The sequence below is a fragment of the Chitinilyticum litopenaei DSM 21440 genome (assembly GCF_000428145.1).
Classification (GTDB): Bacteria; Pseudomonadota; Gammaproteobacteria; order Burkholderiales; family Chitinibacteraceae; genus Chitinilyticum; species Chitinilyticum litopenaei.
This window is the reverse complement of record NZ_ATZJ01000031.1, coordinates 26367-51146: the sequence shown is the minus strand read 5'-3', so window position 1 is coordinate 51146 and position 24780 is coordinate 26367. Positions and strand designations below refer to the sequence as shown.

Here is a 24780-nt window from a genome sequence, read left to right as displayed (position 1 = left end):
TGCCCAACGGACAGCGTCGGACCGTGTTTACCTCGCTGGCCGATCCGGAACACTGGCCGGCCGACGAGGTGTTCGCGCTGTATCACGAGCGCTGGGAAATCGAGCTGACCTACGGGGAAATCAAGACAGACCTGCAGCGCCAGGCGATGACCTTGCGCAGCCTGCAGCCCGAGGGGATCAAGCAGGAGTTGTGGGCGACCTTGCTGATGTACAACCTGATCCGGCTGGAGATGCTGCGCATTGCGGAAGAGGCGGCAGTTTCGCCATGCCGGATCAGTTTCCTGACGGCGCTGCGTTACATTGTGGATGAGTGGCTGTGGAGTTCGGGTCGTTGCTCACCGGGCACGATCCCGGGCAAGTTGAAGGCGATGCGCAGCAACATCAAGCGCTTCATTCTGCCGCCACGTCGCAGCGAGCGGCGCTATCCGCGCGCAGTGAAGATGAGCAAAACCCGTTACCCAGTCAAGAAAAATGCCGCTCAGGCTTAACTGAGCGGCATTGCGCCGCGGCGTCCTTTTTTCATGGGTATATGTCTACAGCCATTCACGATGAATGGCTGTAAAGCCATACCCTGTCAGATATCCTGACCCTCGACAATGCCGTCGTGATGGCGGTCCGCCGGCAGCAGCAGGTTGAGCGCGATGGCCAGCAGGCTCACCAGCCCCACGCCGGCCAGGCTGAAATTGCCGGCCTTGAACATCAGCCCGCCAATGCCGCAGGTGAGAATCACCGACACGATGACCAGATTGCGCGGCGCCATCAGGTCGACGCGCGCGTCGATCAGCGTTTTCAGGCCGATGGAGGCGATCGTGCCGAACAGCAGCACCATGATGCCGCCCATCACCGGCAGCGGAATCGAGGTGAGCACGGCGTTGAACTTGCCAAAGAAGGCCAGGATGATGGCCAGTACGGCGGCATAGGTCATGATGACCGGGTTGAAATTGCGCGTGATCATCAGCGCGCCGGTCACCTCGGCATACGTCGTGATCGGCGGGCCGCCGATGGCGCCGGCAAAGCACACGCCCAGGCCGTCGCCGGCCAGCGTGCGGTGCAGGCCGGGTTCGCTGGTGTAATCCTTGCCAGCCACCTTGCCCACGGCCATCACGCCGCCGATGTGCTCGATGCAGGGCGCGATCGCCACCGGCAGCATGAAGAGCGCCGCCGCCCAGTTCACCTCGGGCGAAACGAAGGTCGGCATGGCGAACCACGGCGCATTGACGATGCCGGAGAAATCCACCACCCCCATGAAGATTGCCGCAATATAGCCGACGATGACGCCGGCCAGAATCGGCACCAGCCGCAGCATGCCGCCGGCAAACACCGAGACGATGATGGTCGTCGCCAGCGAAATGGCCGCCAGCGTCAGCGACACCCCATAGGGCACCAGCTGCTGGCCGCCGCCCTGCCCCATCGCCATGCCGGAAGCCGCCACGGCGACCGACAGGCCGATGACCATGATCACCGGGCCGATCACCACCGGCGGCAGCAGCTTTTCAATCAGCGCCATGCCGCGCCAGCGCACGATGGCGGCAATCACGAAATACATGAAGCCGGCGGCAAACAGGCCGAACTGCGTCGCCGCCATTCCCCAGGTCTGGATGGAGAAGATGATGGGGGCGATAAAGGCAAACGAGGAGCCGAGAAAGATCGGCACCTTGCGCCCGGTGACCAGCTGGAACAGCAGCGTGCCGACGCCGGCGCCCAGCAGCGCCATCGCCGGGTTCAGCCCGGTCAGCAAGGGTACGAGCACCAGCGCGCCAAAGGCGACAAACAGGATTTGCGCGCCGGAAATGAACTGGCGCAGTGTATGGAACATGGTTTTCCCCTGATCTGAAACAGCAAAGCGTGTCCGCGGGCTGCCTTTGCCCGCGCATTCTTGTCGTTCTTTGTCATTCCTGATTAGCAAGACTTCGCAGCAAAACCCAAATCAACCACAGAGACACAGAGAGCACAGAGAAAAGGGGGGCACTTCATAGGAATTCCCAAGGGTTTCCTAATTAGGCAGCTATCTCAGCAAAGTACAATTCGTCATTCCCGCGAAAGCGGGAATCGAGCTGCAATGCTTGTTCGAGCAGCGCTCTGGATACCGGCTTTCGCCGGTATGACGAGTTGCTGAGCTGGCTTCCTAATCAGGAAGGGTTTTACTTCCTCTGTGCCCTCTGTGCCTCTGTGGTTCAATAGGTTTTTGTGGTTTGCTGAGAAGGCTTTCTAATCAGCTTGTTATTTGGTCGTGCCGAAAATCTTGTCGCCGGCGTCGCCCAGGCCCGGAATGATGTAGCCGTGCTCGTTCAGGTGCGAATCGAGCGAGGCGGCGACGATTTCCACGTCCGGGTGCTTTTCGTTCACCAGTTTCACGCCTTCGGGCGCGGCAACCATGACGATGGCCTTGATGTGCGTGCAACCCTTGCGCTTGAGCATGTCGATGGTGGCGACCAGCGAACCACCGGTGGCCAGCATCGGATCGATGATCAACGCCAGGCGATCGTCGAGCGAACCGACGAATTTCTCGAAATACGGCTCGGGCTGCAGCGTTTCCTCGTTGCGCGCCAGGCCGACGACGCTGATCTTGGCCGAGGGCACCAGATCGAGCACGCCGTTGAGCATGCCGATGCCGGCCCGCAGGATCGGCACGACGGTAAGCTTCTTGCCCTTGACCTTCTGCACATCCACCGGGCCGCACCAGCCCTCGATGGTCACCGGCTCCAGCGGCAGGTCGCGCGTGGCCTCGTAGGCCAGAAGGCGCGCCAGCTCTTCGGTCAGCAGGCGGAATTTGTTGGTGCTGACGTCCGCCTCGCGCAGCAGTGCGAGTTTGTGCTGGACCAGCGGGTGATTGACGACGGAGATCTTCATGACAGGCCTCGGAAATTAAACCCACCAATTGTAGGCCTGCCAGCCGGTTTCGCCATTAGCGAAACCGCTATCGGCGCCTGCATCTGACCCGCATCAAAGCGGTGCGGCGGCCTGGGCACCCGCGCGGACACGCACAAGCAGCCCGGCACGCGGCCGTCGCGCAAGATCAGCCCGGCCGAAACGTTCGGCTCTGTTGCCACATGCTCCAGGTCTTGTAGCCGCCGTTGAGACTGCGCACCCGGTAGCCCTGCTGCGCAAGAAAGCGCTGGGCGATATAGCCGCGCAAGCCCACCTGGCAATAGACAATCACCTCCCGATCACGCGCAAGCAAGCTCAACAACTGGCGCAACTGCGACAGCGGCAGATTGCGCGCGCCCGGCAGCAGGCCGGTGGCAATTTCCTCGGCCTCGCGCACGTCGATGAGCTGCGCGCCCTCAGCAACGGCCTGGCCGACTTCTTCGGCGCCGATCAGTTGCAACAGGCCGTCCTGCAGGTTCTGCGCGGCCATGCCGGCCAGGTTGACCACATCCTTGGCCGAACCGTACGGCGGCGCGTAGGCCAGTTCCATTTCAGCCAGATCGTCCACCGTCAGGCCGGCCTGCAGCGCGACGGCCAGCACGTCGATGCGCTTGTCCACGCCCTTCTCGCCCACCGCTTGCGCGCCCAGCAGGCGGGCGGATTCCGTAGCGAAAAGGATTTTCAGGCTGACCGGCGTGGCGCCGGGGTAGTAGCCGGCATGATCGCCGGCGTGCAGGTAGAGCTTGCGATAGGCGATGCCGGCGGCCTGCAGCGCCTTTTCGTTCAGACCGGTGCTGGCCGCCGTCTGCTCGAAGACCTTGCAGATGGCCGTGCCCTGGCTGCCGCGATAAGTGCTGGCACGCCCGAAAATGGCGTCGGCGGCAATGCGGCCCTGGTGGTTGGCCGGGCCGGCCAGCGGCAGCAGCACCGGCCTGCCATCGACGACATGGCGCACTTCAATCACATCCCCCACCGCGTATATGGCTGGATCGCTTGTGCGCATTTGCTCATCAACCCATACCCCGCCTGTTTCTCCCAACTCCAGACCAGCCTCGCGCGCCAGCGCAGTTTCCGGGCGCACACCGATGGCCAGCACGACCAGATCGCTGGCGATGCTCGCACCGGATTCCAGCCGCAACTGCAGCGACTCGCCCGCCGTTTCGATGCGCTGCAGCGTTTCACCCAGATGCAGCGCCACGCCGTGTGCGCGCAGCGTCGCCACCAGCGGCGCGGTCATTTCGGCGTCCAGCGGCGCGAGCACCTGCGGGCTGCGCTCGATCAGGTGGACGTTCAACCCGCGCTGCCGCAAGGCCTCGACGGTTTCCAGGCCGATAAAACCGGCGCCAACGACACTGAGCGTGCGGATTTCCGGGTCGAGCGCCGCCATCAGCCGGTCCAGATCGGGCAGGTTGCGCAGCGTGAACACGCGCGCATCGTCCAGCCCCGGCAAGGGTGGGCGGATTGGCGCGGCGCCGGGCGCGAGGATCAGCGCATCGTAGGCCTCCTCGCCGGTTTCGCCACTCAGGCGGTCGAGCACGCGCACCGTCTTGCGCACGCGATCGATGGCAAGCACCTCGTGATTGACGCGTACCTCGATGCCAAAGCGCGCGCTCAGGCTTTCCGGCGTATGCAGCAAGAGTGCGTCACGCTCGGTGATTTCGCCGCCCAGATGGTAAGGCAGGCCGCAATTGGCAAACGACACATAGGGCCCGCGTTCGAAAACGGTGATGCTGGCGGATTCACTGAGCCGCCTTGCCCGCGCCGCGGCCGAAGCCCCGCCCGCCACGCCGCCGACAATGATGATGCGCTGTGCCTGTTCCATACTGCCCTCGCGTTGCCATTTTAATTAACACCATAATATTATATTTTTTTATATATTGTAAAGTGCGTGCAATTTGACAAGTCCGGCAAGGCAGCGCAGATTCCCGAAAAAAGGAAACCGGCATGAACAAACGTGAACTGATCGAAGCGGTGCGCCTGCTGGCCGCACTGGACCAACCGGAACTGGATCGCCAGACCGTCGCCCTCGTGCTGGACGCGCTGGGCGAGGTCGGCGCGGCCACGCTCAAGGGCGGCGGCAGCCTGCCGCTGCCCGGGCTTGGCAAACTGGCCATCCAGCAGCGTGCGGCGCGCATGGGACGCAACCCGCGCACCGGCGAACCGGTCGCCATCGCCGCCAAGCGCACACTGAAATACACCCCGCTGAAGGCGCTGAAGGACACGCTCAGCCAGTTGCAAGATAAGCCACACGATATGGCAAGTTAGACACGGCGCTGTCATCTAGCTGCGCAGGCTTGTTCAGCTTTTGCTAAAATCGGCCGGTTTTTAGCCTTTCGCGCCGGATTACTGCCTCATGCTGCGTTTGCCCCACCTGCTTGTGACCCTGACCCTGTTCGCCGCCGGCGCGACCTTTGCCGGCGACGCCGAAGACATCCAGCAGCTGCTCAAGGCCCGCCAGTTCCCGCAGGCCCTGGAACGCGCGGACCGCGCCTTGGCCAGCAATCCCAAGGATCTGCAGCTGCGCTTCATGCGCGCGATCGCACTGACCGAAACCGGTCGCATCGAGGATGCCATCAAGGCCTTTACGCAGATTGCCGAGGAAAACCCCGGACTGCCGGAGCCCTACAATAACCTCGCGGTGCTGTACGCCCAGCAAAACCAGCTCGACAAGGCGCGCGCAGCCTTGCAGATGGCCATCCAGACCAATCCCAGCTATGCGATTGCGCATGAAAACCTGGGCGACCTCTATGCCCGTCTGGCGTCGCAATCGTATGACAAGGCGCTGCAGCTCGAATCCGGCAATGCCAAGGTGCAGACCAAACTGACGCTGGTGCACGAGCTGTTCAGCCGCAACCCGCAAATGGCGCCGCGCGGCTCCGCCAATATGGCCGCCGTCAAGCCCTCGATCACCATCATTACCCAGAAGCCGACGCTGCCACCGGCCACCCGCGCGCCACAAGCCACGCCGACACCGGCTCCGAAAGCAAGCGCTACACCGACCGCCAGGCCGGCGCCGACACTGGCGGCCAAACCCAGCGAGGTGCCGAAGAAAGCCGATGGTGCGGCCGAGCGCCAGCGCGTGCTCGCCAGCCTGGACCGCTGGGCGAATGCCTGGAGCAAGCAGAATGCCGATGGCTATCTGGCCAGCTACAGCAAGTCCTTCCGTACGCCGGGCGGCCAGAAATACGCCGAATGGGCCAAGGAACGCCGCGAGCGCGTGACGGCGCCGAAATACATCGAAGTGGCGCTCTCCGATCAGGATGTCGAATTCATTGATGACAAGACGGCCAAGGTGACGGTGCGCCAGAGTTACAAGTCCGACCGCCTGAGCTCGACCACACGCAAGACCTTCATCCTCGAGCGCAGCGGCGATGGCTGGCTGATCCGCGAAGAGCGCGCCGGCTAAGCCATGTCCCGCAAGCAAACCTGGATCAAGCGGCTGATCATTCTGGTCCTGCTGCTGGTCATCGCCCCGGCGGCCCGCCCCATCTTCACCGACAGCCTGTCCCCTCCGCTGCTGCTGGTCGACAAACCCGGCAAGGCGGCGCCCGGTACGCCGGAGCAGCGCATCCTTGCGGCCATCGACGCCATTCGCGCCGGCCATGTCGAAGACGCCATGGCCACGGTTGACGCGCTGCTGGCCGAACAGCCCAACTACCGGCTCGCACACCTCTTGCGCGGCGACCTCTACGCCATGCGCGCCATGCCGTTGCCGCAGATCGGCGGCGGCGTGAACACCATGGCCGAACAGCTGGAAGACCTGCGCCTGGAAGCATTGCGCCGCATCCAGCACCACCAGAATCCACCGGAACAGGACAAGCTGCCGGGCAATCTGCTGGTGTTCGGCAAGGATCAGCAACACGCCATCCTGGTCGACGCGCGCAGCTCGCGCATTTATGTCTACGCCAATGACAAGGGCGTGCCGCGCTATGTGCTCGACTTCTATGCCACCATCGGCAAACTCGGCTTTGACAAATACAAGGAAGGCGACCAGCGCACGCCGCTGGGCGTGTATTTCGTCACCGGCCACCTGCCGCGCGAGCAGCTCGACAAGACTTACGGCGATCAGGCCGACCTCTACGGTGTCGGAGCCTGGCCGATTTCCTACCCGAACGAACTTGACCGCACCCAGGGCCGCACAGGGCATGGCATCTGGCTGCATGGCGTTCCCGCAGCCACCTACGCGCGCGCGCCACTGGCCTCCAACGGCTGCGTAGCGCTGAGCAATCCGGAAATGGAGCAGCTCGCCCAGTATCTGCAACTGGGCAAGACGGCCGTGGTCATCGTGCCCGGCATCCAGTGGCTGGACAAGGCGGCCTGGGAGAAGCAGCGCGAGCAGGCGGCGGCTACCGTGGAAAACTGGCGCAAGGCCTGGGCCGAGCGCAAGACTTCGCTTTACCTCAACCACTATGCCGATGCGTTCCGCAGTGACGATGGCCTGAATCTGACGCGCTGGAGCGAACAGAAGGCCGCGGTGAATGCCAGCAAGGAATGGGTGGAAATCGAGCTGCGCGACCTGAGCATCTACGCCGCCGGGCAGAACGCCAGCCAGCTCGTCACCAGCTTCGAACAGGATTACCGCAGCAACAACCTCGACAATCGCATGAAAAAGCGCCAGTACTGGCAGCGCGAGGGCGAAGGCTGGCGCATCATCTGGGAAGGCGCCAGCAACGCTGGTTAAGGTATATCCACACAACCCAACAACGACATAGGCTGCAGCCGCATACCCCTAGAAGTTGCTACGCTTCAGTGAAATTGGCCACAAAAAAACCGCAGCATCACGCTGCGGTTTTTTCTTGCTGCTGGTGCAGACTTACAGCGCCAGACCGCCGGTCACCTCAATGGCGGCGCCATTGATATAGCTGGCTTCGTCGCTGGCCAGGAAGGCATACACACTGGCGATTTCTTCGGGCTTGGCCACGCGCTGCATCGGAATGCGCGATTCCATCTTCTTCAGCACGTCTTCCGGCATGGCCATGACCATCGGCGTACCGACAAAACCCGGGCAGACCGCATTGGCGCGAATGCCCTTCTTGCCCAGCTCCTTGGCCCAGGTCTTGACGAAACCGATCACGCCAAACTTGGTGGCGGCATAGTTGGTCTGGCCAAAGTTGCCATACACCCCCACCACGGACGAAGCATTCAGGATCACACCGCTGCCCTGCGCAACCATGGTATCGACCACGGCGCGGGCACAGTTGTACACGCCCTTCAGATTGATGTCGATCACGCGATCAAACTGCTCGTCGGTCATCTTGACCAGCTGGGCATCAGCGGTGATGCCGGCATTGTTGACCAGCACGTCGATGCGGCCATACTTGTTCTTCACGCCGTCGACCATGGCGGCGATCTGCGCCTTGTCGGTCACGTTCACCTCAAAACCCACTGCATCGGCGCCACCAGCCTGCAGATCGGCGACCAGCTTGTCCACGCCATCCTTGTTGACGTCACAAACCACGATCTTCGCGCCTTCTGCAGCGAACTTGCGCGCGGTTGCCTCGCCAATGCCGCTGGCTGCGCCGGTAATGATGGATACCTTGTCTTTAAGTCGCATTTACTGCCCCCTTGAATGAAAAAAAGCCGTCAGACGGCCACACTGGCGCCACTGCCGGCGCGCGGACTCAAGGCAGCTTAGGACACCCTTGTGCAGTGCAGCAAGAAGGAGAATCCATCAAAATCTGCGCAAAATCAACCTTCGGTGGATTCGCCGTACACTTCGTTCATCAGCGTGCGGCAATCGATGATGCGCAGGTCGTTGTCGCGCGCGAAGGTCATGATGAATTCGAACACGCGCGGGTCAATGGTTTCGAGCTGCTTGTCGACGGCGACACAGCGCACATTGTTGTGCACCATGGGGCGGACATAGGGGGCGTAGGAGAGTTTCTGGTCGTGCCCGAACGTGGAGAGGATGCCGGAGAGGCGTTCAGCCCAGTCGCTCGGACGGAATTCGCGACCGGAACTGGTTAGACCCTGGATAATGATTTCGTAAGGATTACAGATCATGATGAATCTTGGCTGAAGTATGCCCTCACAGGCTTGGCGGGATTATACCACCGCCGCCCGCAAGCTGCCTGCCCGGGCCGGGCTATTTCCACCGCCATCCGGCGCAGCGGCATGGCAAGCCGCCAGCGAAACCGCGCCATGATCTTTTCACGCTGGCGCAAAAAGCGCGTGCAGCGGCGCTCGGGACTTGCCAGTACAGCGCAAAGGGCTGAATAATGTTAACTTTTTCCCGAGCTGCCGGCGTTCGCTGCGCGCGGCCAGACAGGACCCAATCCATCATGCGTCATTACCTCCAGTTCTCCGACTTTACCCGCGAAGAATATGAGTACCTGTTCAAACGCACCGCCATCATCAAGGCCCGCCTGAAGGCCGGCGAGCTGTATCAGCCGCTGCCGGGCAAGGTACTCGGCATGATTTTCGAGAAAAGCTCGACGCGCACGCGGGTGTCCTTCGAAGCCGGCATGTTCCAGCTCGGCGGCCATGCCATGTTCATGCAGTCGAAAGACACCCAGCTCGGCCGCGGCGAGCCCATCGAGGACGTGGCCCAGGTCATGAGCCGCATGGTAGACATCGTGATGATCCGCACCTTCGAGCAAAGCATCATCGAGCGCTTTGCCGACAATTCGCTGGTGCCGGTCATCAACGGCCTGACCAATGAATATCACCCCTGCCAGATCATGGCCGACATCTTCACTTACATCGAGAAATTCGGCTCGATCGAGGGCAAGACCGTCGCCTGGATCGGCGACTCGAACAATGTGTCGCGCACCTGGCTGCAGGCGGCGAAGATTTTCAATTTCAAGCTCAACCTCGCCTGCCCGCCCGGCTACGACATGGTCGTGCTCGATGGCCAGACCTATGGCAGCGAGATTTTCGAAATCTTCCGCGACCCCTATCTGGCCGCGCGCGACGCCGACATCGTCACCACCGACGTCAGCGTGTCGATGGGTTTCGAGCGCGAGACGCTGCAGCGCAAGAAGGATTTCCTCTCCTACAAGGTCAGCGAAAAGGTCATGCTGCAGGCCAAGGCCAATGCGGTGTTCATGCACTGCCTGCCGGCGCACCGCGGCGAAGAGGTGGACCCGGAAGTGATCGACGGCCCGCAGTCCATCGTCTGGGAAGAAGCGGAAAACCGCATGCACACGCAAAAGGCCGTGATCGAGTACCTGATGCTGGGCCGCATCGACGACTGACGCACCACACCATGCTGGGCATCACCGATCTCACCACCTACCTGCTGGGCACCGTGGCCATCATCCTGCTGCCGGGTCCCAACTCGCTGTTCACGCTGAGCGTTGCCGCGCAGCGTGGCGTGCGCGCCGGTTACGCGGCGGCGGCGGGCATCGTGGTCGGTGATTTCTGCCTGATGCTGGCGGCGGTACTGGGAGTGGCGGCGCTGATGCGCGCCTTCCCGGCCGCCTTCGACATCGTGCGCTACGCCGGCGCGGCCTACCTGGCCTACCTGGGTATGCGGCTATTGCTCAATCACAGCAAGGGCGGCAGCGATAAACCCGTCGATGTACCGGCCAGACAACTGTTTCGCAAAGCGCTGGGCATTTCGCTGGTCAACGTCAAGGCCATCCTGTTTTTCATGGCCTTCTTTCCGCAATTCGTCGACCCGGCCTACGCGCATCCCGGCCTGTCGTTTGCCGCGCTGGGATTGATCCTGCAGGTCGTGAGCCTGAGCTACCTCAGCGTGCTCATCTTTACCGGCGCCGGCCTTGCCCGACGCCTGCGCGCCATTCCGGCGCTGGGCCAGTGGCTGCAACGCGCCACCGGCGTTCTTTTCATCAGTTTTGGAGCCCGGCTGGCGCTCGCGCGCTGACCGGCATCGTTTTATCGGGAGTGTAGTGATGTCTGATGTCAAAAAAGTGGTGCTTGCCTATTCCGGCGGCCTGGATACCTCGGTCATTCTGAAATGGCTGCAGGACACCTATCAATGCGAAGTGGTGACCTTCACCGCCGACCTCGGCCAGGGCGAAGAGCTGGAGCCGGCACGCCAGAAAGCGCTGCAATTCGGCATCAAGCCGGAGCACATCTATATCGATGACGTGCGCGAAGAATTCGTGCGCGACTTCGTCTTCCCGATGTTCCGCGCCAACACCGTTTACGAAGGCGAATACCTGCTGGGCACCTCGATTGCCCGCCCGCTGATCGCCAAGCGCCTGATCGAGATCGCCCGCGAAACCGGCGCTGACGCCATCAGCCACGGCGCCACCGGCAAGGGTAACGACCAGGTGCGCTTCGAGCTGGGCGCCTATGCGCTGATGCCGGAAGTGAAAATCATCGCGCCGTGGCGCGAGTGGGATCTGCTCTCGCGCGAAAAACTGCTGGCCTACGCCGAAACCAACGGCATCCCGGTCGACATGAAGCACAAGAACGGCGGCGCGCCGTATTCGATGGATGCCAACCTGCTGCACATCAGCTTCGAAGGCCGCCATCTGGAAGATCCGAAGGCCGAAGCCGAAGAAAGCATGTGGCGCTGGACCATCAGCCCGGAAGCCGCACCGGATGCCGCCGAATACGTCGACATCGAGTTCGCCAATGGCGACCCGGTCGCCATCAACGGCGTGGCACTGAAGCCGCACGAAATCCTGGCCAAGCTCAACGAGCTGGGTGGCAAGCACGGCATCGGCCGTCTGGATCTGGTGGAAAACCGCTACGTCGGCATGAAGAGCCGCGGCTGCTACGAAACCCCCGGCGGCACCATCCTGCTGAAGGCCCACCGTGGCATCGAATCCATCACCCTGGACCGCGAAGTGGCCCACCTGAAGGACAGCCTGATGCCGCGCTACGCCGAGCTGATCTACAACGGCTACTGGTGGAGCCCGGAACGCAAGGCTTTGCAGGTGCTGATCGACCACACCCAGAGCTATGTGAACGGCTGGGTGCGTGTGAAGCTCTACAAGGGCAGCGTATCGGTTGTCGCGCGCGACTCCAAGGACACCCTGTTCGACCAGACCATCGCGACCTTCGACGATGACGGCGGCGCCTACAACCAGGCTGACGCCGGTGGCTTCATCAAGCTGAACGCGCTGCGCATGCGTATCGCCGGCAAGAAGGGCCGCTGACAGCATGCTGGGCACGCCGGCCTGTCAGCCGACAACAGGCGTGCCCGGCACCAGCAAGGCCTTGCCGGCTGCGCTTCCGCCTTCCTGCCACAGTCTGCCAGGTGGAACGCCCCGGCGCATACCGGGGTATGACCCCCTAACCATTACCGATCAAAGCCTTTAGACACATACCCATGAGCGAAGAACAATTTGCCTCGACTTCGGTGATCGTGCTGTGCACCGGCCTGATGCTGTACATGTTTTTCATCATTTACAAGCTGGCCAAGGAATCCAAGGCCGGCAAGAAAGGCTTTCTGATCCTGCTGTTCGTGCTCGGCTTCGGGATGTTCGGCTTTATCGCCAAGACCATCCTGACCGAAGTGCTGCAGTAACCCCGCCATTCCAGCCCTGCCATTCCAGCCATTTACGAGACCATCATGAGCCAGTTCGACAACGTATCCGTACTCAAGCAAGCCAATGTCTACTTCGACGGCAAGTGCGTCAGCCACACCGTGCTGCTGGCCGACGGCACCCGCAAGTCCGTGGGCGTCATCCTGCCGTCCAAGCTGGTATTCAACACCGGCGCTCCGGAAATCATGGAGCTGATCGCCGGCACCTGCACGGTGAAGCTGGCCGGCGAAAGCGCGGCCACCACCTATACCGGCGGCCAGTCGTTCAGCGTACCGGGCGACTCCAGCTTCGAAATCGAAGTGAGCGACACGCTGCACTACGTCTGCCATTTCGGCTAAGCCGCTTCGGCCTGCCTGCAAGAGCCGCTGCATGCGGCTCTTTGCCGTTCTACCGCTTAATTTTGGATGCTAATTTTCGGATGGGAGTGCTCCATGCCTTCGTTTGACATCACCTCGGAAGTGGATATGGTTGCCCTGAAAAATGCGATTGATGTGGCCGAACGCGCCATCGTCAACCGTTATGACTTCAAGGGCACCAGCGCAAAAGTCGAGCTGCAGGAAAAGAATGAAATCATCACCATTCATGGCGATTCGGAATTCCAGCTCGACCAGATCAAGGACCTGCTCTTTCCGGCCATGGAAAAGAAAGAACCCGACAGCAGCAAGCGCCTGGACGCCCAGGACGTGCAGAAAGTCTCGGGCAACAAGGTCAAGCAGGACCTGAAAATCCGGGCAGGCATCGATCAGGAGCTGGCCAAGAAGATCATCAAGCTGATCAAGGACAACAAGCTCAAGGTCCAGGCCGCCATTCAGGGCGACGCCGTACGCGTCACCGGCGCCAAGCGCGATACGCTGCAGGAAGTGATTGCACTGGTGCGCAAGAGCATCACCGACTTCCCGCTGCAATATCAGAACTTCCGCGACTGAGCGGCCCGCCGGGCGATCATGCCGGAGCCTCCCTGCCGACCGCAACCGACGGGCGCCACCCTGCCGCGCCCGTCAGCAACTATAGTTAGAACCTGCTGATGCGCCTGGCGGATACGTGCCGGTCCGCTGCACGAGCAGGCACAAGGCATGCGCACCCAGTCGGCAAGGAGAAGAACGCAGTGAATGACCGCTTTACAGGCCGCCATACCGGCATCGCACCATGAACTGGACCCGTCGCCCCCCGTGGATCATCACCGCGCTGGCCCTGCTCTTCTGCGCCGGCGTGGTGCTCATTCTCGGCCTGCAAGTCAACCAGTCATTCAGGAATGCCCAGAATCACGCCCTGGCCGCAACACGCACCCAGTCGGCCATTCTGGAAAGCCGCATCAGCAGCACCATGGCACAGATCAATCTGCTGCTTACCGATGTCGGCAACCGCATCGGCAGCGCGGAGCTGTCGGGCGCACCATTGCCCGAAGAGCAGCACAAGGCCCTGCAGGGCTTGCTGCTGGACAAGCTGACCCTCGTGCGCCAGATCAGCAATATCGCGCTGATCGCCCCGGACGGCCAGCTCAGCCACGAAGCGCTCGACAGCGCGGACACGCACATTGCCTTGAGCGTCGATGACGTCGCCACGCTGCGCAACAACCGCTACCTGGCACGCCAGTTTCTGGTACAGCGCCCGGAAAGCCGCTCGGTGCCTGCCAGCCTGCTGGTCATCAACCGCATCGAGGACGATAACGGCGACTTCGCCGGCCTGCTGGTCGCCAGCCTGTCGAGCGCGTACTTCCAGCAACTGTTTGCCAGCAGCGAGCTGGGCGAGCAGGCCGTGATCGAGCTCATCGACGGCCAGGGCCGCACCATCGCCAGCCTCGGCGGGCGCACCCACGATTCGGCCAGCATGCCCTTCAGCCCGAATGCCGAAATCCTCGCCACGCTGGCCACCCAGGGCGAGGCGGAAACGATTACCGAATTTGCCTACCACCCGGACGGCACACGCATCATCAGTTATCGCGCCATCGCCGGCACGCCGCTGCGCCTGCTGGTCAGCGCGGCCTCGCCCGATTACCTGCGCAGCTGGAAAAACGCTGCCACCGCTTATCTGGCCGGTGGCATCATCCTGCTCGGCATGGCACTGCTGATGAGCTTTTTCTTCTGGCGCTCGCATCGGCTGACCCGCAGCCTGCGCAACAAGGAGCTGAAGCTGCAGGCCAGTGAAAACCGCTTTCGCCAGGTCATTGAAACAACGCCGGTCGCCCTGATGCTGGCCAGACTGCCAGACCATTTCGTCACCTACATCAACCAGCAGGCCGCCCAGCTCTTCGATCTGCCGCAGGCTGCGGCGCTCTCGATGCGCGCCTTCGATTTCTTCCAGGATCGCGTGCAGTTCCTCGATCTGGTGTACTACGCCCAGCAGGGTGAACCGGCGCACAATGTCGAAATCGTGCTCAAGCGCCACGACGGCCTGCCGCTGTGGGCCACGCTGTCGATTTCGGTAGTGACCATCAGTGACCAGCCCGTGGTGGTGATCGGCGTGAACGACATCACTGAACGCAAGCGCCTGGAGGAAGAACTGAAGCGCCGCGCCACGACCGATGGCCTGTCCGGCCTGGCCAACCGCGCCCATTTCATGGAGCGCAGCGAGGCAGAGCTGCAGCGCGCGCGCCGCTATCGGCACCCGCTGTCACTGATGATGCTCGATATCGACTTCTTCAAACAGATCAATGACTCCTTCGGGCACGCCGCTGGCGACCAGGTCATCCAGGCCATTGCGACGGTCGCCCGCAGCTGCCTGCGCGATACCGACCTGATCGCGCGCATGGGGGGCGAGGAATTCGCCATCCTCCTGCCGGAAACCGGTCTGCCGCACACGATGGATGCGGCCGAACGCCTGCGCAGCGCCATTGAAAGCCATGTCGTGGCCACCAGCGAGGGACACCGCATCCGCTTCACGACCAGCGTCGGCGTGGCGGAACTCGGTTTTGCCGACGAGTCGATCAGCGATCTGCTCAAGCGCGCCGACAAGGCGCTGTATCAGGCCAAACACCAGGGACGCAACCAGGTTTGCGTGGATACGGGAGAAGAACCGCCCGGCGAGTAAACAGGGCACGGCTTGACCTTGATCAAGCCATGGTGGACCGGTTGGGAAAATGATATGCGCATGATCCGCATAACGGCCCAAAGGCCCTGGAGCACACCATGGAAAATACCCCGCTGCAAGCGCTGTTCACGTCCGACATCGGCCTGCTGTCGCTCTTCACCATCGTGTTCATTCTGGTGATGGCGGTCTACATCTTTCTCTTTGTGCGCCGCCATGTCCGGGAAGACACGGCCGCTGCAGCACAACGCGAGCAGGAAGAAGCGGCAGCCCGGAAACACTGAGCAAGGCATTGAGGGGGCACCACATGCCCCCCCCCTCCAGCCTTTGTCAGTTCGCGCCCATCCTGTACAGATAGAAATGCTCGCGGCGTTCGTGTGGGCGCGCGCCATCCCACAACAGCTGGCCGCCCACACCTTCTTGCGGTGAAGCAGTCAGGCGGTAGGCACAGGCACCGCCGTCGCTGCGCAAGGGCAAGGCGGTAAAGTACGCCAGCGCGGCACGCGGCGCCTCGCTGATGGCCGCGACATCGAGGCAGCCTGCCTGCACCCGCTGGCCGACCGCCTCGGCCACGGCGCGATAACTCTTGCCCTCGTCCAGCCAGTTTTGCCACAGACTGATGAACACGGCCCAGGTCAGTGTCATGCCGCAAGCCCAGTTCGTGACCGAGCGTCGCCCCCAGGGGTGGCGGCGCATCAACAGCAAGATCCACAACGCCGTCAGCAGGAACGCACACAGTGTTGACCAGCCCGCACCGGGCATGCCGCCGCCACCGTACTGCTGCAACTCCCCGCGCAAGGGCGCCAGCTCGTAGCGCATCAGCAGCCAGCCCCCCCAGAGCAGCAGCGTACCGGTTCCAAAGGTGGCAATGGCAAACCAGTTGAGCGCCTGCGCTGCGCCCCGGCGCAGATCATCGACCGCCCCGGCTGCCAGCAGCGCCAGCGGAATCAGCAGCAGCAGCGCCAGGAGTTCGGAAGGCCGCCCGGCCAGCACGACATAGAGCACCAGCAAGGCAAGAATCAGCAATTGATTGCGCCACAGTGGCTGGCTGAACAGCACAGCCCGGTTCAACCACAGCGCCCAGATGGCCAGCGGCAAGGCAGGCCAGGCAAACCAGACGATGATGCCGGTCAGAAAACCAAAATCGTGCAGGAAGCGGATCTCCTGCATGCCGCCAAAGGCGCCCAGCACATGCTGCGACCACCAGAGCAAACCGGCGTCAGGCGCGTGTTGCAGTAGTGCCACCGGCCAGATCGCCAGCAAGGGAGCGGCGATCAGCAGGGCGACCAGCAGGCTGAACAGGCCGGGCTTCTTGCGCTCGGCCAGCAGCCAGACCAGCAGAAAGCACAGCAGCGCCAGTACCACCTCGGCAAAGGAAATGCCGATACCGAACACAACCAGCGCAAAGGCCAGCGCCACACCGGATTTGAAGGGTCGGCGGTTGACCACGACCAGGGCATAGGCCAGCCAGGCCATGCCGCAGACCATCAGCACACCCGGGGAAGCGTGGTGCCCCCACTGCAGCAGACCAAGACAACCAATAAGGATGACCACGGCCACCCTTCCCGCCCGCTTGCCATAAAGCTCGTGCGCGGCCAGCCCGATACCCCACATGCCCAGCACCATCCAGAGGCCGGTTGACAGGCGCACCGCATCATGGGCAGGCAAGCCCAGCTCGCCCAGCACTCTGGCGAGCAAGGCCCCCAGCCAGAAATACAGCGGTCCCTGATCCAGGTCGGCCACACCGGCAATTTGCGGCAGCAACCAGTCACCGCTGCGCAGCATGTGCATGACCACTGCCAGCGTCTGGTTTTCGGCCGGCTTCCAGGGGTCGTGCCCGACCAGACCCGGCAAGGCCCACAACAGGCACAGGGCAATCAGCAGCCAGGGCTTGTCGGCAGGCTGGAGCGGAGCGGGAGCAGAGACCGTCGATGATGGGGTATACGTCAGCATCACTTTAATCCATTAGGTCACAGCCTGATACCCTGCCATCACCTTAGCGATCCACTCACACCGGATGAGCGGCCGCCAGCAATCGGGCAGGCAGGCCAGGGAGCCGGCTGCGGCTACTGAAAAAAAAAGCAGCCACATAGGCTGCTTTTTCCTGCATGCGCTGCGCTTAGCGGCGATACATATTGAACTTCTGGTTGAATTTCTCGATACGGCCGGCGGTATCGACGATCTTTTGCTTGCCGGTGTAGAAGGGGTGCGATTCGGAAGAAACGTCCAGACGCACGACCGGGTATTCCTTGCCGTCGGTCCACTTCATGGTTTCGCTGCCGCGTACCTTCATGGTGGTGCGGGTCAGAAACTTGAAATCAACGCTGGCGTCGAAAAAGATCACTTCATTGTATTCGGGGTGGATACCGGGCTTCATCGTTAAGGTCCTTTGGCTATAGCGCGCCGGGGTTGTGCCGACGCAAAACGCGGATTATCACACGGGCAGGATGCGCAAGGCAAGCGTCATGCATTCCGGCCTGGCGCTCAGCGCCCGCGCATGGAATCGAAGAACTGATCATTGGTCTTCGTGGCCTTGATCTTGTCCATCAGGAATTCCATCGCTTCCAGATCATCCATCGGATAGAGCAGCTTTCTGAGCACCCAGATCTTTTGCAGCTGGTCCTGCTCGATCAGCAACTCTTCCTTGCGGGTGCCGGAGCGGTTGATGTTGATCGCCGGGAAGATCCGCTTCTCGGCCATGCGGCGATCCAGGTGGATTTCGTTGTTGCCCGTGCCCTTGAATTCTTCGTAGATGACGTCATCCATGCGGCTGCCGGTATCGATCAGCGCCGTGGCGATGATGGTGAGGCTGCCGCCTTCCTCGATATTGCGCGCAGCACCAAAGAAGCGCTTGGGGCGCTGCAGCGCATTGGCGTCCACGCCGCCGGTCAGCACCTTGCCGGAGGCCGGCACCACGGTGTTGTAGGCGCGCGCCAGACGGGTGATCGAATCGAGCAGGATGACCACATCGCGCTTGTGCTCGACGAGGCGCTTGGCCTTCTCGATGACCATTTCGGCGACCTGCACATGCCGCATGGCGGGTTCGTCAAAGGTGGACGACACCACCTCGCCCTTCACGGAACGCTGCATTTCCGTCACTTCTTCCGGACGTTCGTCGATCAGCAGCACGATCAGCTCGACTTCCGGATGATTGGCGGTGATGGCATGCGCGATATGCTGCAGCATCACGGTCTTGCCCGACTTGGGCGGCGCCACCAGCAGGGCCCGCTGCCCCTTGCCGATGGGCGCCATCAGGTCGATCAGGCGGCCCGTGGTGTTCTCTTCAGCGCGGATGTCGCGCTCGAGGCGCAGGCGCTCGTTCGGGAACAGCGGCGTCAGGTTTTCAAAGAGAATCTTGTTCTTGGCGTTTTCCGGTGGCTCGCCATTGATCTTGTCCACCTTGACCAGCGCCACATAGCGCTCGCCATCCTTGGGGGTGCGGATCTCGCCTTCGACGGTATCGCCGGTATGCAGATTGAAACGGCGGATCTGGCTCGGGCTGATGTAGATGTCATCCGGGCCGGCCAGATAGGAGGTATCCGGACTGCGCAGAAAGCCGAAACCGTCCGGCAGCACTTCCAGCGTGCCATCCCCGAAGATGGTCTCCCCTTTCTTGGCCTGATTTTTCAGAATGGCAAACAGCAGATCCTGCTTGCGCATCCGGTTGGCGCCGTCGATCTCGTTGGCGGTCGCCATTTCGATCAGCTCGGACACATGGAGCTTTTTGAGGTCGGATAAACGCATGATGTAAAGGTATGCTCGGGAGGAAGGGGGGAAGCGCGTCACGGAAATGACAACGGCGAACAGAACGTTCGCCGTGTGGAACGGTATGGCAAGGTTAGCCCTGGCGGGCCACCCTGTCAATCGGACTTCGGCACAGGCTCAAGTCCGCTATCGATCTCGCCGCGCCCGACACCAGGCGGCGCGAAGGCAACGAGATCCTCGGAAACCACTTAGAGATTGGCGTCCAGGAAGGCCACCAGCTGCGACTTGGAGAGCGCGCCCACCTTGGTCGCCTTGACTTCACCATCGACAAACAGCATCAGCGTCGGAATGCCGCGGATGCCGAACTTGGGCGGCGTAGCCTGGTTCTGGTCGATATTGAGCTTGCCAACGGTAAGGCGGTCGGCATATTCGCCGGCAATTTCATCCAGAATCGGCGCAATCATCTTGCAGGGACCGCACCACTCGGCCCAGTAGTCAACCAGCACGGGGCCCTTGGCCTGCAGCACATCGGTGTCGAAGGAAGCATCGGTCAGTTGCAGGATTTTGTCGCTCATTACGGATCTCCAGGCGATGAATTTGAACAGCACAAGGCTAAAACTGAGGGCATTTTAACCGGCTTCAAGCGCTTTTTTCCAACAATCATGGCTATGACCACGATAGGCGCACCCTACAGGGCCGCATCTACGGCATCGGCCAGACGCTCGACCACAGTCACCTGCATGCCGTCGATGGGCTGGCGCGGCCGGTTGGCCTTGGGCACGATGGCATGGGTAAACCCCAGCTTGGCCGCCTCGCGCAAGCGCTCCTGCCCGCGCTGCACCGGTCTTACCTCCCCAGCCAGCCCCACCTCGCCGAATACCACCAGCTTTTCCGGCAAGGGCCGGTCTTTCAGGCTGGAGACGATCGCCAGCAGGACAGCCAGATCGGCTGCGGGCTCGCTGATGCGCACGCCCCCGACGGCGTTGATGAACACGTCCTGATCAAAGGCGGCAATGCCGGCGTGGCGGTGCAACACGGCCAGCAATAACGCCAGCCGGTTCTGCTCGATGCCGACAGCCAGTCGCCGCGGCTGCGGCGCGTGCGCGTCATCAACGAGCGCCTGCACCTCGACCAGCAGGGGGCGCGTCCCTTCCTGGGTCACCAGCACGCAGGAACCCGCCACCGGCTCGCGATGCTGTGACAGGAAGAGCGCCGACGGATTGGTCACTTCACGCAGACCCTTGTCGGTCATCGCGAAAACGCCCAGCTCGTTGACCGCGCCAAAGCGGTTCTTGATGGCACGGATCAGCCGGAAGCTCGAATGCGTGTCGCCTTCGAAATACAGCACGGCATCGACAATGTGTTCGAGCACGCGGGGGCCGGCCAGCGCCCCCTCCTTGGTCACGTGACCGACCAGCAGAATGGTGGTGCCGGTGCGCTTGGCAAAGCGGGTGAGCTGCGCCGCGCATTCGCGCACCTGCGCGACGCTGCCTGGCGCACTCGAAAGCGCATCGGTGTAAACCGTCTGGATCGAATCGATGACGGCAACCCGCGGCTTTTCCTTTTCCAGCGCCTGCAGGATGGTTTCCAGGCCGATTTCGGCAAACAGCGCGACGCGCGCGGCGCTGAGGTCCAGCCGCTTGGCGCGCAGCGCAATCTGCTGCGCCGATTCCTCGCCGGACACATACAGCACGCGGTGCGCTTCGGCCAGCCGCGTCAGCGCCTGCAACAGCAAGGTCGACTTGCCGATGCCCGGATCACCGCCAATCAGCACCACGCCGCCGGGCACGAGGCCACCGCCCAATACGCGGTCCAGCTCCTGCAGACCGGTCGGCGTGCGCGGCAGCTCGGTGGCGTCGACCTCGGCCAGCTGGCGGATGGCGCCATCGGCGGCCAGCGACTGAAAACGGCTGGGCGCGGCCTCCTTCACCAGACTTTCCTGCAAGGTATTCCAGGCACCACAACCCGGACATTGCCCCTGCCACTTCGGTGACTGGGCGCCGCACTCCTGGCAACTGAACATCACCCGGTTTTTTGCCATTGACACTCCACAACGAAATGGCCGCATGGCATCACCATGCGGCCGCATTGACCAGACAAATACCAAGGCACGTATAACCCTATAGCCAATCAAGACGAATGGCTACAGTCACATACCCAACAAGACATCAAATATACTGGAACAGGCTCAAGCCCTGCACCTTGGCAAAGGACTGGCGCGCGGCGTCGAGCACCGTCTGGTTCTGCGCAAAGTCGCTCACCGCCGCCGCGTAATCGAGATCGCGCAGATCCTTCAGCGTGGTCGCGTATTGCAGATTCAGGTCTTCGTTGGTGTTGCGCACCGAATCGGTTTCATTCATGCGCGCACCGATATTCGCCTGCACGGTCAGCACATTGGTCAGCGAGTTCGACAGATTGGACAGCGCGGTATTGAGCTGATTCTGGAAGGCCGCCTGGCCGGTTCCGGTGCCGTCGGTCTTGTAGGCGTTCAGGGCCCGGGACAGATCGGCCAGGTTGGTGAACAGGTCCACATTGGTGCTGGCCTTGACGGTAAACTCGTCAGCCCCGCCTTCGGTTGCCCCCACCGGCAGCGGAATCTTGGTATTCGGATCGATCTGCAGCGGCGTACCGCTGATCGACATCTTGATGCCAGCATCCCAGCCGGCAATGGGCGGTGCGCCAGCCGGGTCGGTCGGCAGCGCCTTGAACTCGATGTCACCACCGGGCACATAGGGGCGCAGGGTCGTGATCGAGTTGGCGCTCGCGGTCGTGCGGGTATCCGCATTGGCCATGCCATCAAGCATCGACACGCCGAAGTTCGGATCGGCCGCCCCGGTCACCGGGTCGAACTGGCGGTTGTAGATGATGTCGTAGGTAATGTTGGGCTTGTTCGGCTGGGCCGGATTTTCGGTCCAGTGGAACTTGATGCGGTAATCCTTGGGGTTGCTGACGTCGTTCCACTTCACCGGGTCAAGCACTTCCCCCGGGCTGATGATGCCGCTGCCCTTGTTGGTCGGCGTGAAGCTGGGAGCCCCCGCGTCGGCCTGGGCGGTCACGAAGGTACCGTTGCCGTTCTTGATGCGGTTGAAGACATCGTTGCCGGATTCGGAGACCGGAATGTTGCGCGATGCGGAAATCTGCACCAGCCGCTGACCGTCGTCACCGTTGTAGGTCACATTGCCGAAGCTGGTTTCGGTAAACGGCTTGGTCGAGCCGGCGAAACCGGAAAACAGGTAGAGGCCGGTGCCATCGGTCGAGTTGGCCAGCGCCATCAGCTCCTGATAGCGCCCCTGCAATTCGCTGTCGAGCATCTTTTTCTCGACTGCCGTCAGCGTTGGATTACCGGCATTGACCGCCAGCTGCTGCACATTCTGGATCAGCGTCGTAACCTGCTGCAGCGATTCCTCGGTCATGCGCAGCGCCGAATCCGCGGAATCGCTGTTGACGCTGTACTGGCCGTTGAGGCTCTGCGCCTGGGTGATTTCCAGTGCGCGCGCCGAGGCAATCGGATCGTCGGCCGGGCTCAGCACGCGCCGGCCCGTGCTCAGCTGGTTCTGCAGCTTGGCCTGGTCGGCAATGTGCCGTTGCAGGTTTTGCGCACCCAGCTGGTAAATGGTGGTGGTCGCTACACGCATGTCAGACTCCTTTTTGCCTATCAGCGTCCGATATTGATGATTTCCTGGAAGGCCTGCTGGGCGATCTGGATCACCTTGCTGGCAGCCTGGTAAGCCTGCTGGTAACGCAGCAGGTTGGCGGCCTCTTCATCCAGGTTGACGGCGGACACCGAATCGCGGGATTGCTCGGCTTGCGAGAGCACCGTGCCCTGCGCCTTGGCCATGATGTCGGCCTCGTTGGTCTGGGTGCCGATGGTGGCGACCATGCGGCCATACGCCTCCTGGTAGGTGGCATTTTGGCCATCCATGATGCGCGTGGTCTGCAGGGAAGCCAGCGCCAGCGCATTGCGGTTGTCGGCATTGCCGGTGGCCGTGTTCGGGCTGACCGTAATCTTGTCGCCCGCTGCGGGCTGACCATCCACCTTCATCGACCAACCGTGAAAACTGATCTTGGCGCCCGCCGTATAAGGCTGGGCGGCCTGCACCGGCGCCGCCGGCGGCAGATTTGCCGAATCATAGATTTCATAGGTGATGGCGCCCGGCGTGCCATTGAAAATCAGCGTATAGGACAGCTTGGGCACCGAATTCAGATCGGTCAGCAGATCGGGATGGATCGGGGTATCCGTCGTGCTGTTGGTGCGCGGGTCGACTTCGGGCTGGAAAACCTTGATGGTGCCGGTGTTGTTCTTGTCCGGTGTGGCATTCACGAGGCCGGCAGCAGCGATTTCGCGCGGGTCGCTGATACCGACGCGCAGCGAATTGATGAAGCCCTTGGTCGGCTGCACCATAAAGCGGTCACCGGGCAGGGCCAGGCCGGGCGTGATCTGCAGGAAGAGCCCATCCTGGGTATTCACACCCGCCTCCATATTGCCCGCCGGGATGACTTCCTTGGCGTTGTCGCTCAGGCGCGTCAGCACGTAATTGGTTCCATCGTAGAGCACCTCGTAATCGCTGGTGGTCAGCTGGCTGACATCGGCGATGTAACCGGACATGGTTGCAGTGCCGGTGTTGTTGGTGTTGCTGCCGATGCGCCCGATCGCCGGGGGCGTCACATTCGTCGGCGGCACCGTTGGCGGAATCGAGGGAATGGTCACCGACCCGTAATCCCAGAAATCGCCACCGCGATTGCCGTACAGGTCCATGCCCGCCTGATGCTGGTCATTGAAGGTTTGCGCCATGACCAGCGCCATGCGGTTGAGGCTGTTCTGCGCCAGATCGAGCGCCTTGTTGCGGTAATCGAGCAAGGCCCCCAGCTCGCCACCGGTCAGCAGCGAATCGGGCAAGGCCACCTGATTATTGCCATCGTCATACACGACGGCCAGACGCTCCGGATCGGCGGGCGACGGGGCAGTCGTCATGGTCACGCTGCGCCCGCCGAGCACCAGGCTTTGGCCGCTGCCGATGAATACATTGATCGTGCCGTCGGAGTTATTGAGCGTGGTGGCCTTGACCAGCTTGTTCATGTCGCGCACCAGCTGGTCGCGCTTGTCGAGCAGGTCGTTGGCCGGCTGGCCGGCGCCATTGGTCAGCGCGATCTGGTTGTTGACCTCGGCAATATTCTTGGCCAGCGCATTGATGCTGTTGACCGTATTGGTGATTTCGCCATTCAGCGAGTTGCGCTGCTCCTGCAGGCGCTGTTCGAACACCTGATAGCGGCTGAGCATGGTCTGGGCCGACGCCAGCATCTGCTGGCGCGAAGGCAGGTTGGAAGGATTGGTGGCAACGTTCTGCACCGAACTGAAAAAATCCTGCAGGGCCGGCGACACACCGGCATCCGGGTCGGCCACGATATTGTCGATTTCGCTCAGGTGCGACAGATAGGTGTCGTAGAAACTGGCCTGCGTTTGCGCCTGCTGCACATTGCGAGTCAGAAACTGGTCATAAACGCGCGCAATGGTGTCGACGCGCACGCCCATGCCGACAAAACCGCTGCCACCCAGCAGCGGATACGGAGCGCTCTGGCGCAGATTCTGGCGGGAGTAGCCATCGGTATTGACGTTGGCGATATTGTGACCGGTCGTGGTCAGGCCCAGATTGGCGGCATTGAGGCCGGAGACACCGATGCCAAAAACGGAAGAACCCATGATTTAACTCCTGCTTGTTCT

The 24780-nt window shown here is 62.0% G+C and carries 23 protein-coding genes and 1 pseudogene; 12 read left to right on the top strand and 12 right to left on the bottom strand.

Annotation, left to right across the window (positions count from 1 at the left end; translation table 11 throughout):
• On the top strand, nucleotides 1-488 hold a 488-nt coding region (locus C515_RS0112055; RefSeq protein WP_043649308.1), incomplete at its 5' end, for a transposase.
• Between the two features lie 86 nt (nucleotides 489-574).
• Here C515_RS0112055 and C515_RS0112050 read toward each other — a convergent pair.
• The 3 genes from C515_RS0112050 to C515_RS0112040 all read right to left on the bottom strand — a co-directional run bounded on the left by C515_RS0112050 (nucleotide 575) and on the right by C515_RS0112040 (nucleotide 4690).
• Nucleotides 575-1816: a uracil-xanthine permease family protein gene (locus tag C515_RS0112050; RefSeq protein WP_028455745.1), complete on the bottom strand. Its 1242-nt coding sequence runs from the start codon at nucleotides 1814-1816 to the stop codon at nucleotides 575-577.
• Between the two features lie 404 nt (nucleotides 1817-2220).
• Nucleotides 2221-2850, bottom strand: coding sequence for a uracil phosphoribosyltransferase (gene upp, locus C515_RS0112045; RefSeq protein WP_028455744.1), 630 nt, complete (start codon nucleotides 2848-2850; stop codon nucleotides 2221-2223).
• A 166-nt stretch (nucleotides 2851-3016) separates the two neighbouring features.
• Nucleotides 3017-4690: an FAD-dependent oxidoreductase gene (locus C515_RS0112040; RefSeq protein ID WP_028455743.1), complete on the bottom strand. Its 1674-nt coding sequence runs from the start codon at nucleotides 4688-4690 to the stop codon at nucleotides 3017-3019.
• Between the two features lie 122 nt (nucleotides 4691-4812).
• Here C515_RS0112040 and C515_RS20805 point away from each other — a divergent pair, with 122 nt between their 5' ends.
• The 3 genes from C515_RS20805 to C515_RS20800 all read left to right on the top strand — a co-directional run bounded on the left by C515_RS20805 (nucleotide 4813) and on the right by C515_RS20800 (nucleotide 7549).
• The gene (locus tag C515_RS20805) at nucleotides 4813-5133 is read left to right on the top strand and encodes an HU family DNA-binding protein (protein ID WP_051304883.1); all 321 of its coding nucleotides are present in this window, start codon (nucleotides 4813-4815) and stop codon (nucleotides 5131-5133) included.
• 88 nt (nucleotides 5134-5221) lie between these two features.
• The gene (locus C515_RS0112030; protein ID WP_028455742.1) at nucleotides 5222-6274 is read left to right on the top strand and encodes a nuclear transport factor 2 family protein; all 1053 of its coding nucleotides are present in this window, start codon (nucleotides 5222-5224) and stop codon (nucleotides 6272-6274) included.
• 3 nt (nucleotides 6275-6277) lie between these two features.
• A complete protein-coding gene (locus tag C515_RS20800) occupies nucleotides 6278-7549 on the top strand; it encodes a L,D-transpeptidase family protein (RefSeq protein ID WP_051304882.1) in 1272 nt (423 codons plus the stop codon).
• Nucleotides 7550-7681: 132 nt separating this feature from the next.
• Here C515_RS20800 and fabG read toward each other — a convergent pair whose 3' ends face one another.
• Together fabG and C515_RS0112015 are read right to left on the bottom strand one after the other, a co-directional pair.
• On the bottom strand, nucleotides 7682-8422 hold the full coding sequence (gene fabG, locus C515_RS0112020; protein WP_028455741.1) for a 3-oxoacyl-ACP reductase FabG: 741 nt from the start codon (nucleotides 8420-8422) through the stop codon (nucleotides 7682-7684).
• A 161-nt stretch (nucleotides 8423-8583) separates the two neighbouring features.
• Nucleotides 8584-8874, bottom strand: a pseudogene (locus C515_RS0112015) (DUF3579 domain-containing protein); the annotation flags it as partial.
• Nucleotides 8875-9149: 275 nt separating this feature from the next.
• Here C515_RS0112015 and argF point away from each other — a divergent pair.
• The 8 genes from argF (at nucleotide 9150) to C515_RS20790 (ending at nucleotide 15640) form a co-directional block, all read left to right on the top strand.
• Complete coding sequence (gene argF / locus C515_RS0112010; RefSeq protein WP_028455739.1) at nucleotides 9150-10064, top strand: ornithine carbamoyltransferase; 915 nt, start codon at nucleotides 9150-9152, stop codon at nucleotides 10062-10064.
• An 11-nt stretch (nucleotides 10065-10075) separates the two neighbouring features.
• Nucleotides 10076-10696: a leucine efflux protein LeuE gene (gene leuE, locus C515_RS0112005; RefSeq protein WP_028455738.1), complete on the top strand. Its 621-nt coding sequence runs from the start codon at nucleotides 10076-10078 to the stop codon at nucleotides 10694-10696.
• A gap of 28 nt (nucleotides 10697-10724) precedes the next feature.
• On the top strand, nucleotides 10725-11942 hold the full coding sequence (locus C515_RS0112000) for an argininosuccinate synthase (protein WP_028455737.1): 1218 nt from the start codon (nucleotides 10725-10727) through the stop codon (nucleotides 11940-11942).
• A 173-nt stretch (nucleotides 11943-12115) separates the two neighbouring features.
• Nucleotides 12116-12313 carry a DUF2788 domain-containing protein gene (locus C515_RS0111995; protein ID WP_028455736.1) on the top strand — a complete coding sequence of 66 codons (198 nt, stop codon included), beginning with the start codon at nucleotides 12116-12118 and terminating at the stop codon, nucleotides 12311-12313.
• Between the two features lie 45 nt (nucleotides 12314-12358).
• Entirely contained in the window at nucleotides 12359-12670 is a 312-nt protein-coding gene (gene ppnP, locus C515_RS0111990) for a pyrimidine/purine nucleoside phosphorylase (protein ID WP_028455735.1), read from the top strand.
• 93 nt (nucleotides 12671-12763) lie between these two features.
• Nucleotides 12764-13258: a YajQ family cyclic di-GMP-binding protein gene (locus C515_RS0111985; protein WP_028455734.1), complete on the top strand. Its 495-nt coding sequence runs from the start codon at nucleotides 12764-12766 to the stop codon at nucleotides 13256-13258.
• 220 nt (nucleotides 13259-13478) lie between these two features.
• Entirely contained in the window at nucleotides 13479-15359 is a 1881-nt protein-coding gene (locus C515_RS22575; RefSeq protein ID WP_051304881.1) for a sensor domain-containing diguanylate cyclase, read from the top strand.
• A gap of 98 nt (nucleotides 15360-15457) precedes the next feature.
• Nucleotides 15458-15640 (top strand): DUF3149 domain-containing protein, encoded by a 183-nt coding sequence (locus C515_RS20790; protein ID WP_043649286.1) that lies wholly within the window; start codon nucleotides 15458-15460, stop codon nucleotides 15638-15640.
• Nucleotides 15641-15686: 46 nt separating this feature from the next.
• On the opposite strand, the gene C515_RS22570 is transcribed toward C515_RS20790, so the two are convergent.
• The 7 genes from C515_RS22570 to flgK all read right to left on the bottom strand — a co-directional run bounded on the left by C515_RS22570 (nucleotide 15687) and on the right by flgK (nucleotide 24759).
• The gene (locus C515_RS22570; RefSeq protein ID WP_028455733.1) at nucleotides 15687-17309 is read right to left on the bottom strand and encodes an ArnT family glycosyltransferase; all 1623 of its coding nucleotides are present in this window, start codon (nucleotides 17307-17309) and stop codon (nucleotides 15687-15689) included.
• Nucleotides 17310-17475: 166 nt separating this feature from the next.
• Nucleotides 17476-17733, bottom strand: coding sequence for a type B 50S ribosomal protein L31 (locus C515_RS0111960; protein WP_028455732.1), 258 nt, complete (start codon nucleotides 17731-17733; stop codon nucleotides 17476-17478).
• A gap of 107 nt (nucleotides 17734-17840) precedes the next feature.
• On the bottom strand, nucleotides 17841-19100 hold the full coding sequence (rho, locus tag C515_RS0111955; RefSeq protein WP_028455731.1) for a transcription termination factor Rho: 1260 nt from the start codon (nucleotides 19098-19100) through the stop codon (nucleotides 17841-17843).
• A gap of 209 nt (nucleotides 19101-19309) precedes the next feature.
• A complete protein-coding gene (trxA, locus tag C515_RS0111950; protein WP_028455730.1) occupies nucleotides 19310-19636 on the bottom strand; it encodes a thioredoxin TrxA in 327 nt (108 codons plus the stop codon).
• Between the two features lie 113 nt (nucleotides 19637-19749).
• Nucleotides 19750-21102 carry a DNA repair protein RadA gene (gene radA, locus C515_RS0111945; RefSeq protein WP_028455729.1) on the bottom strand — a complete coding sequence of 451 codons (1353 nt, stop codon included), beginning with the start codon at nucleotides 21100-21102 and terminating at the stop codon, nucleotides 19750-19752.
• A 127-nt stretch (nucleotides 21103-21229) separates the two neighbouring features.
• Nucleotides 21230-22696, bottom strand: coding sequence for a flagellar hook-associated protein FlgL (gene flgL / locus C515_RS0111940; protein WP_028455728.1), 1467 nt, complete (start codon nucleotides 22694-22696; stop codon nucleotides 21230-21232).
• Between the two features lie 20 nt (nucleotides 22697-22716).
• A complete protein-coding gene (gene flgK / locus C515_RS0111935) occupies nucleotides 22717-24759 on the bottom strand; it encodes a flagellar hook-associated protein FlgK (RefSeq protein WP_028455727.1) in 2043 nt (680 codons plus the stop codon).
• Between the last annotated feature and the right edge of the window lie 21 nt (nucleotides 24760-24780).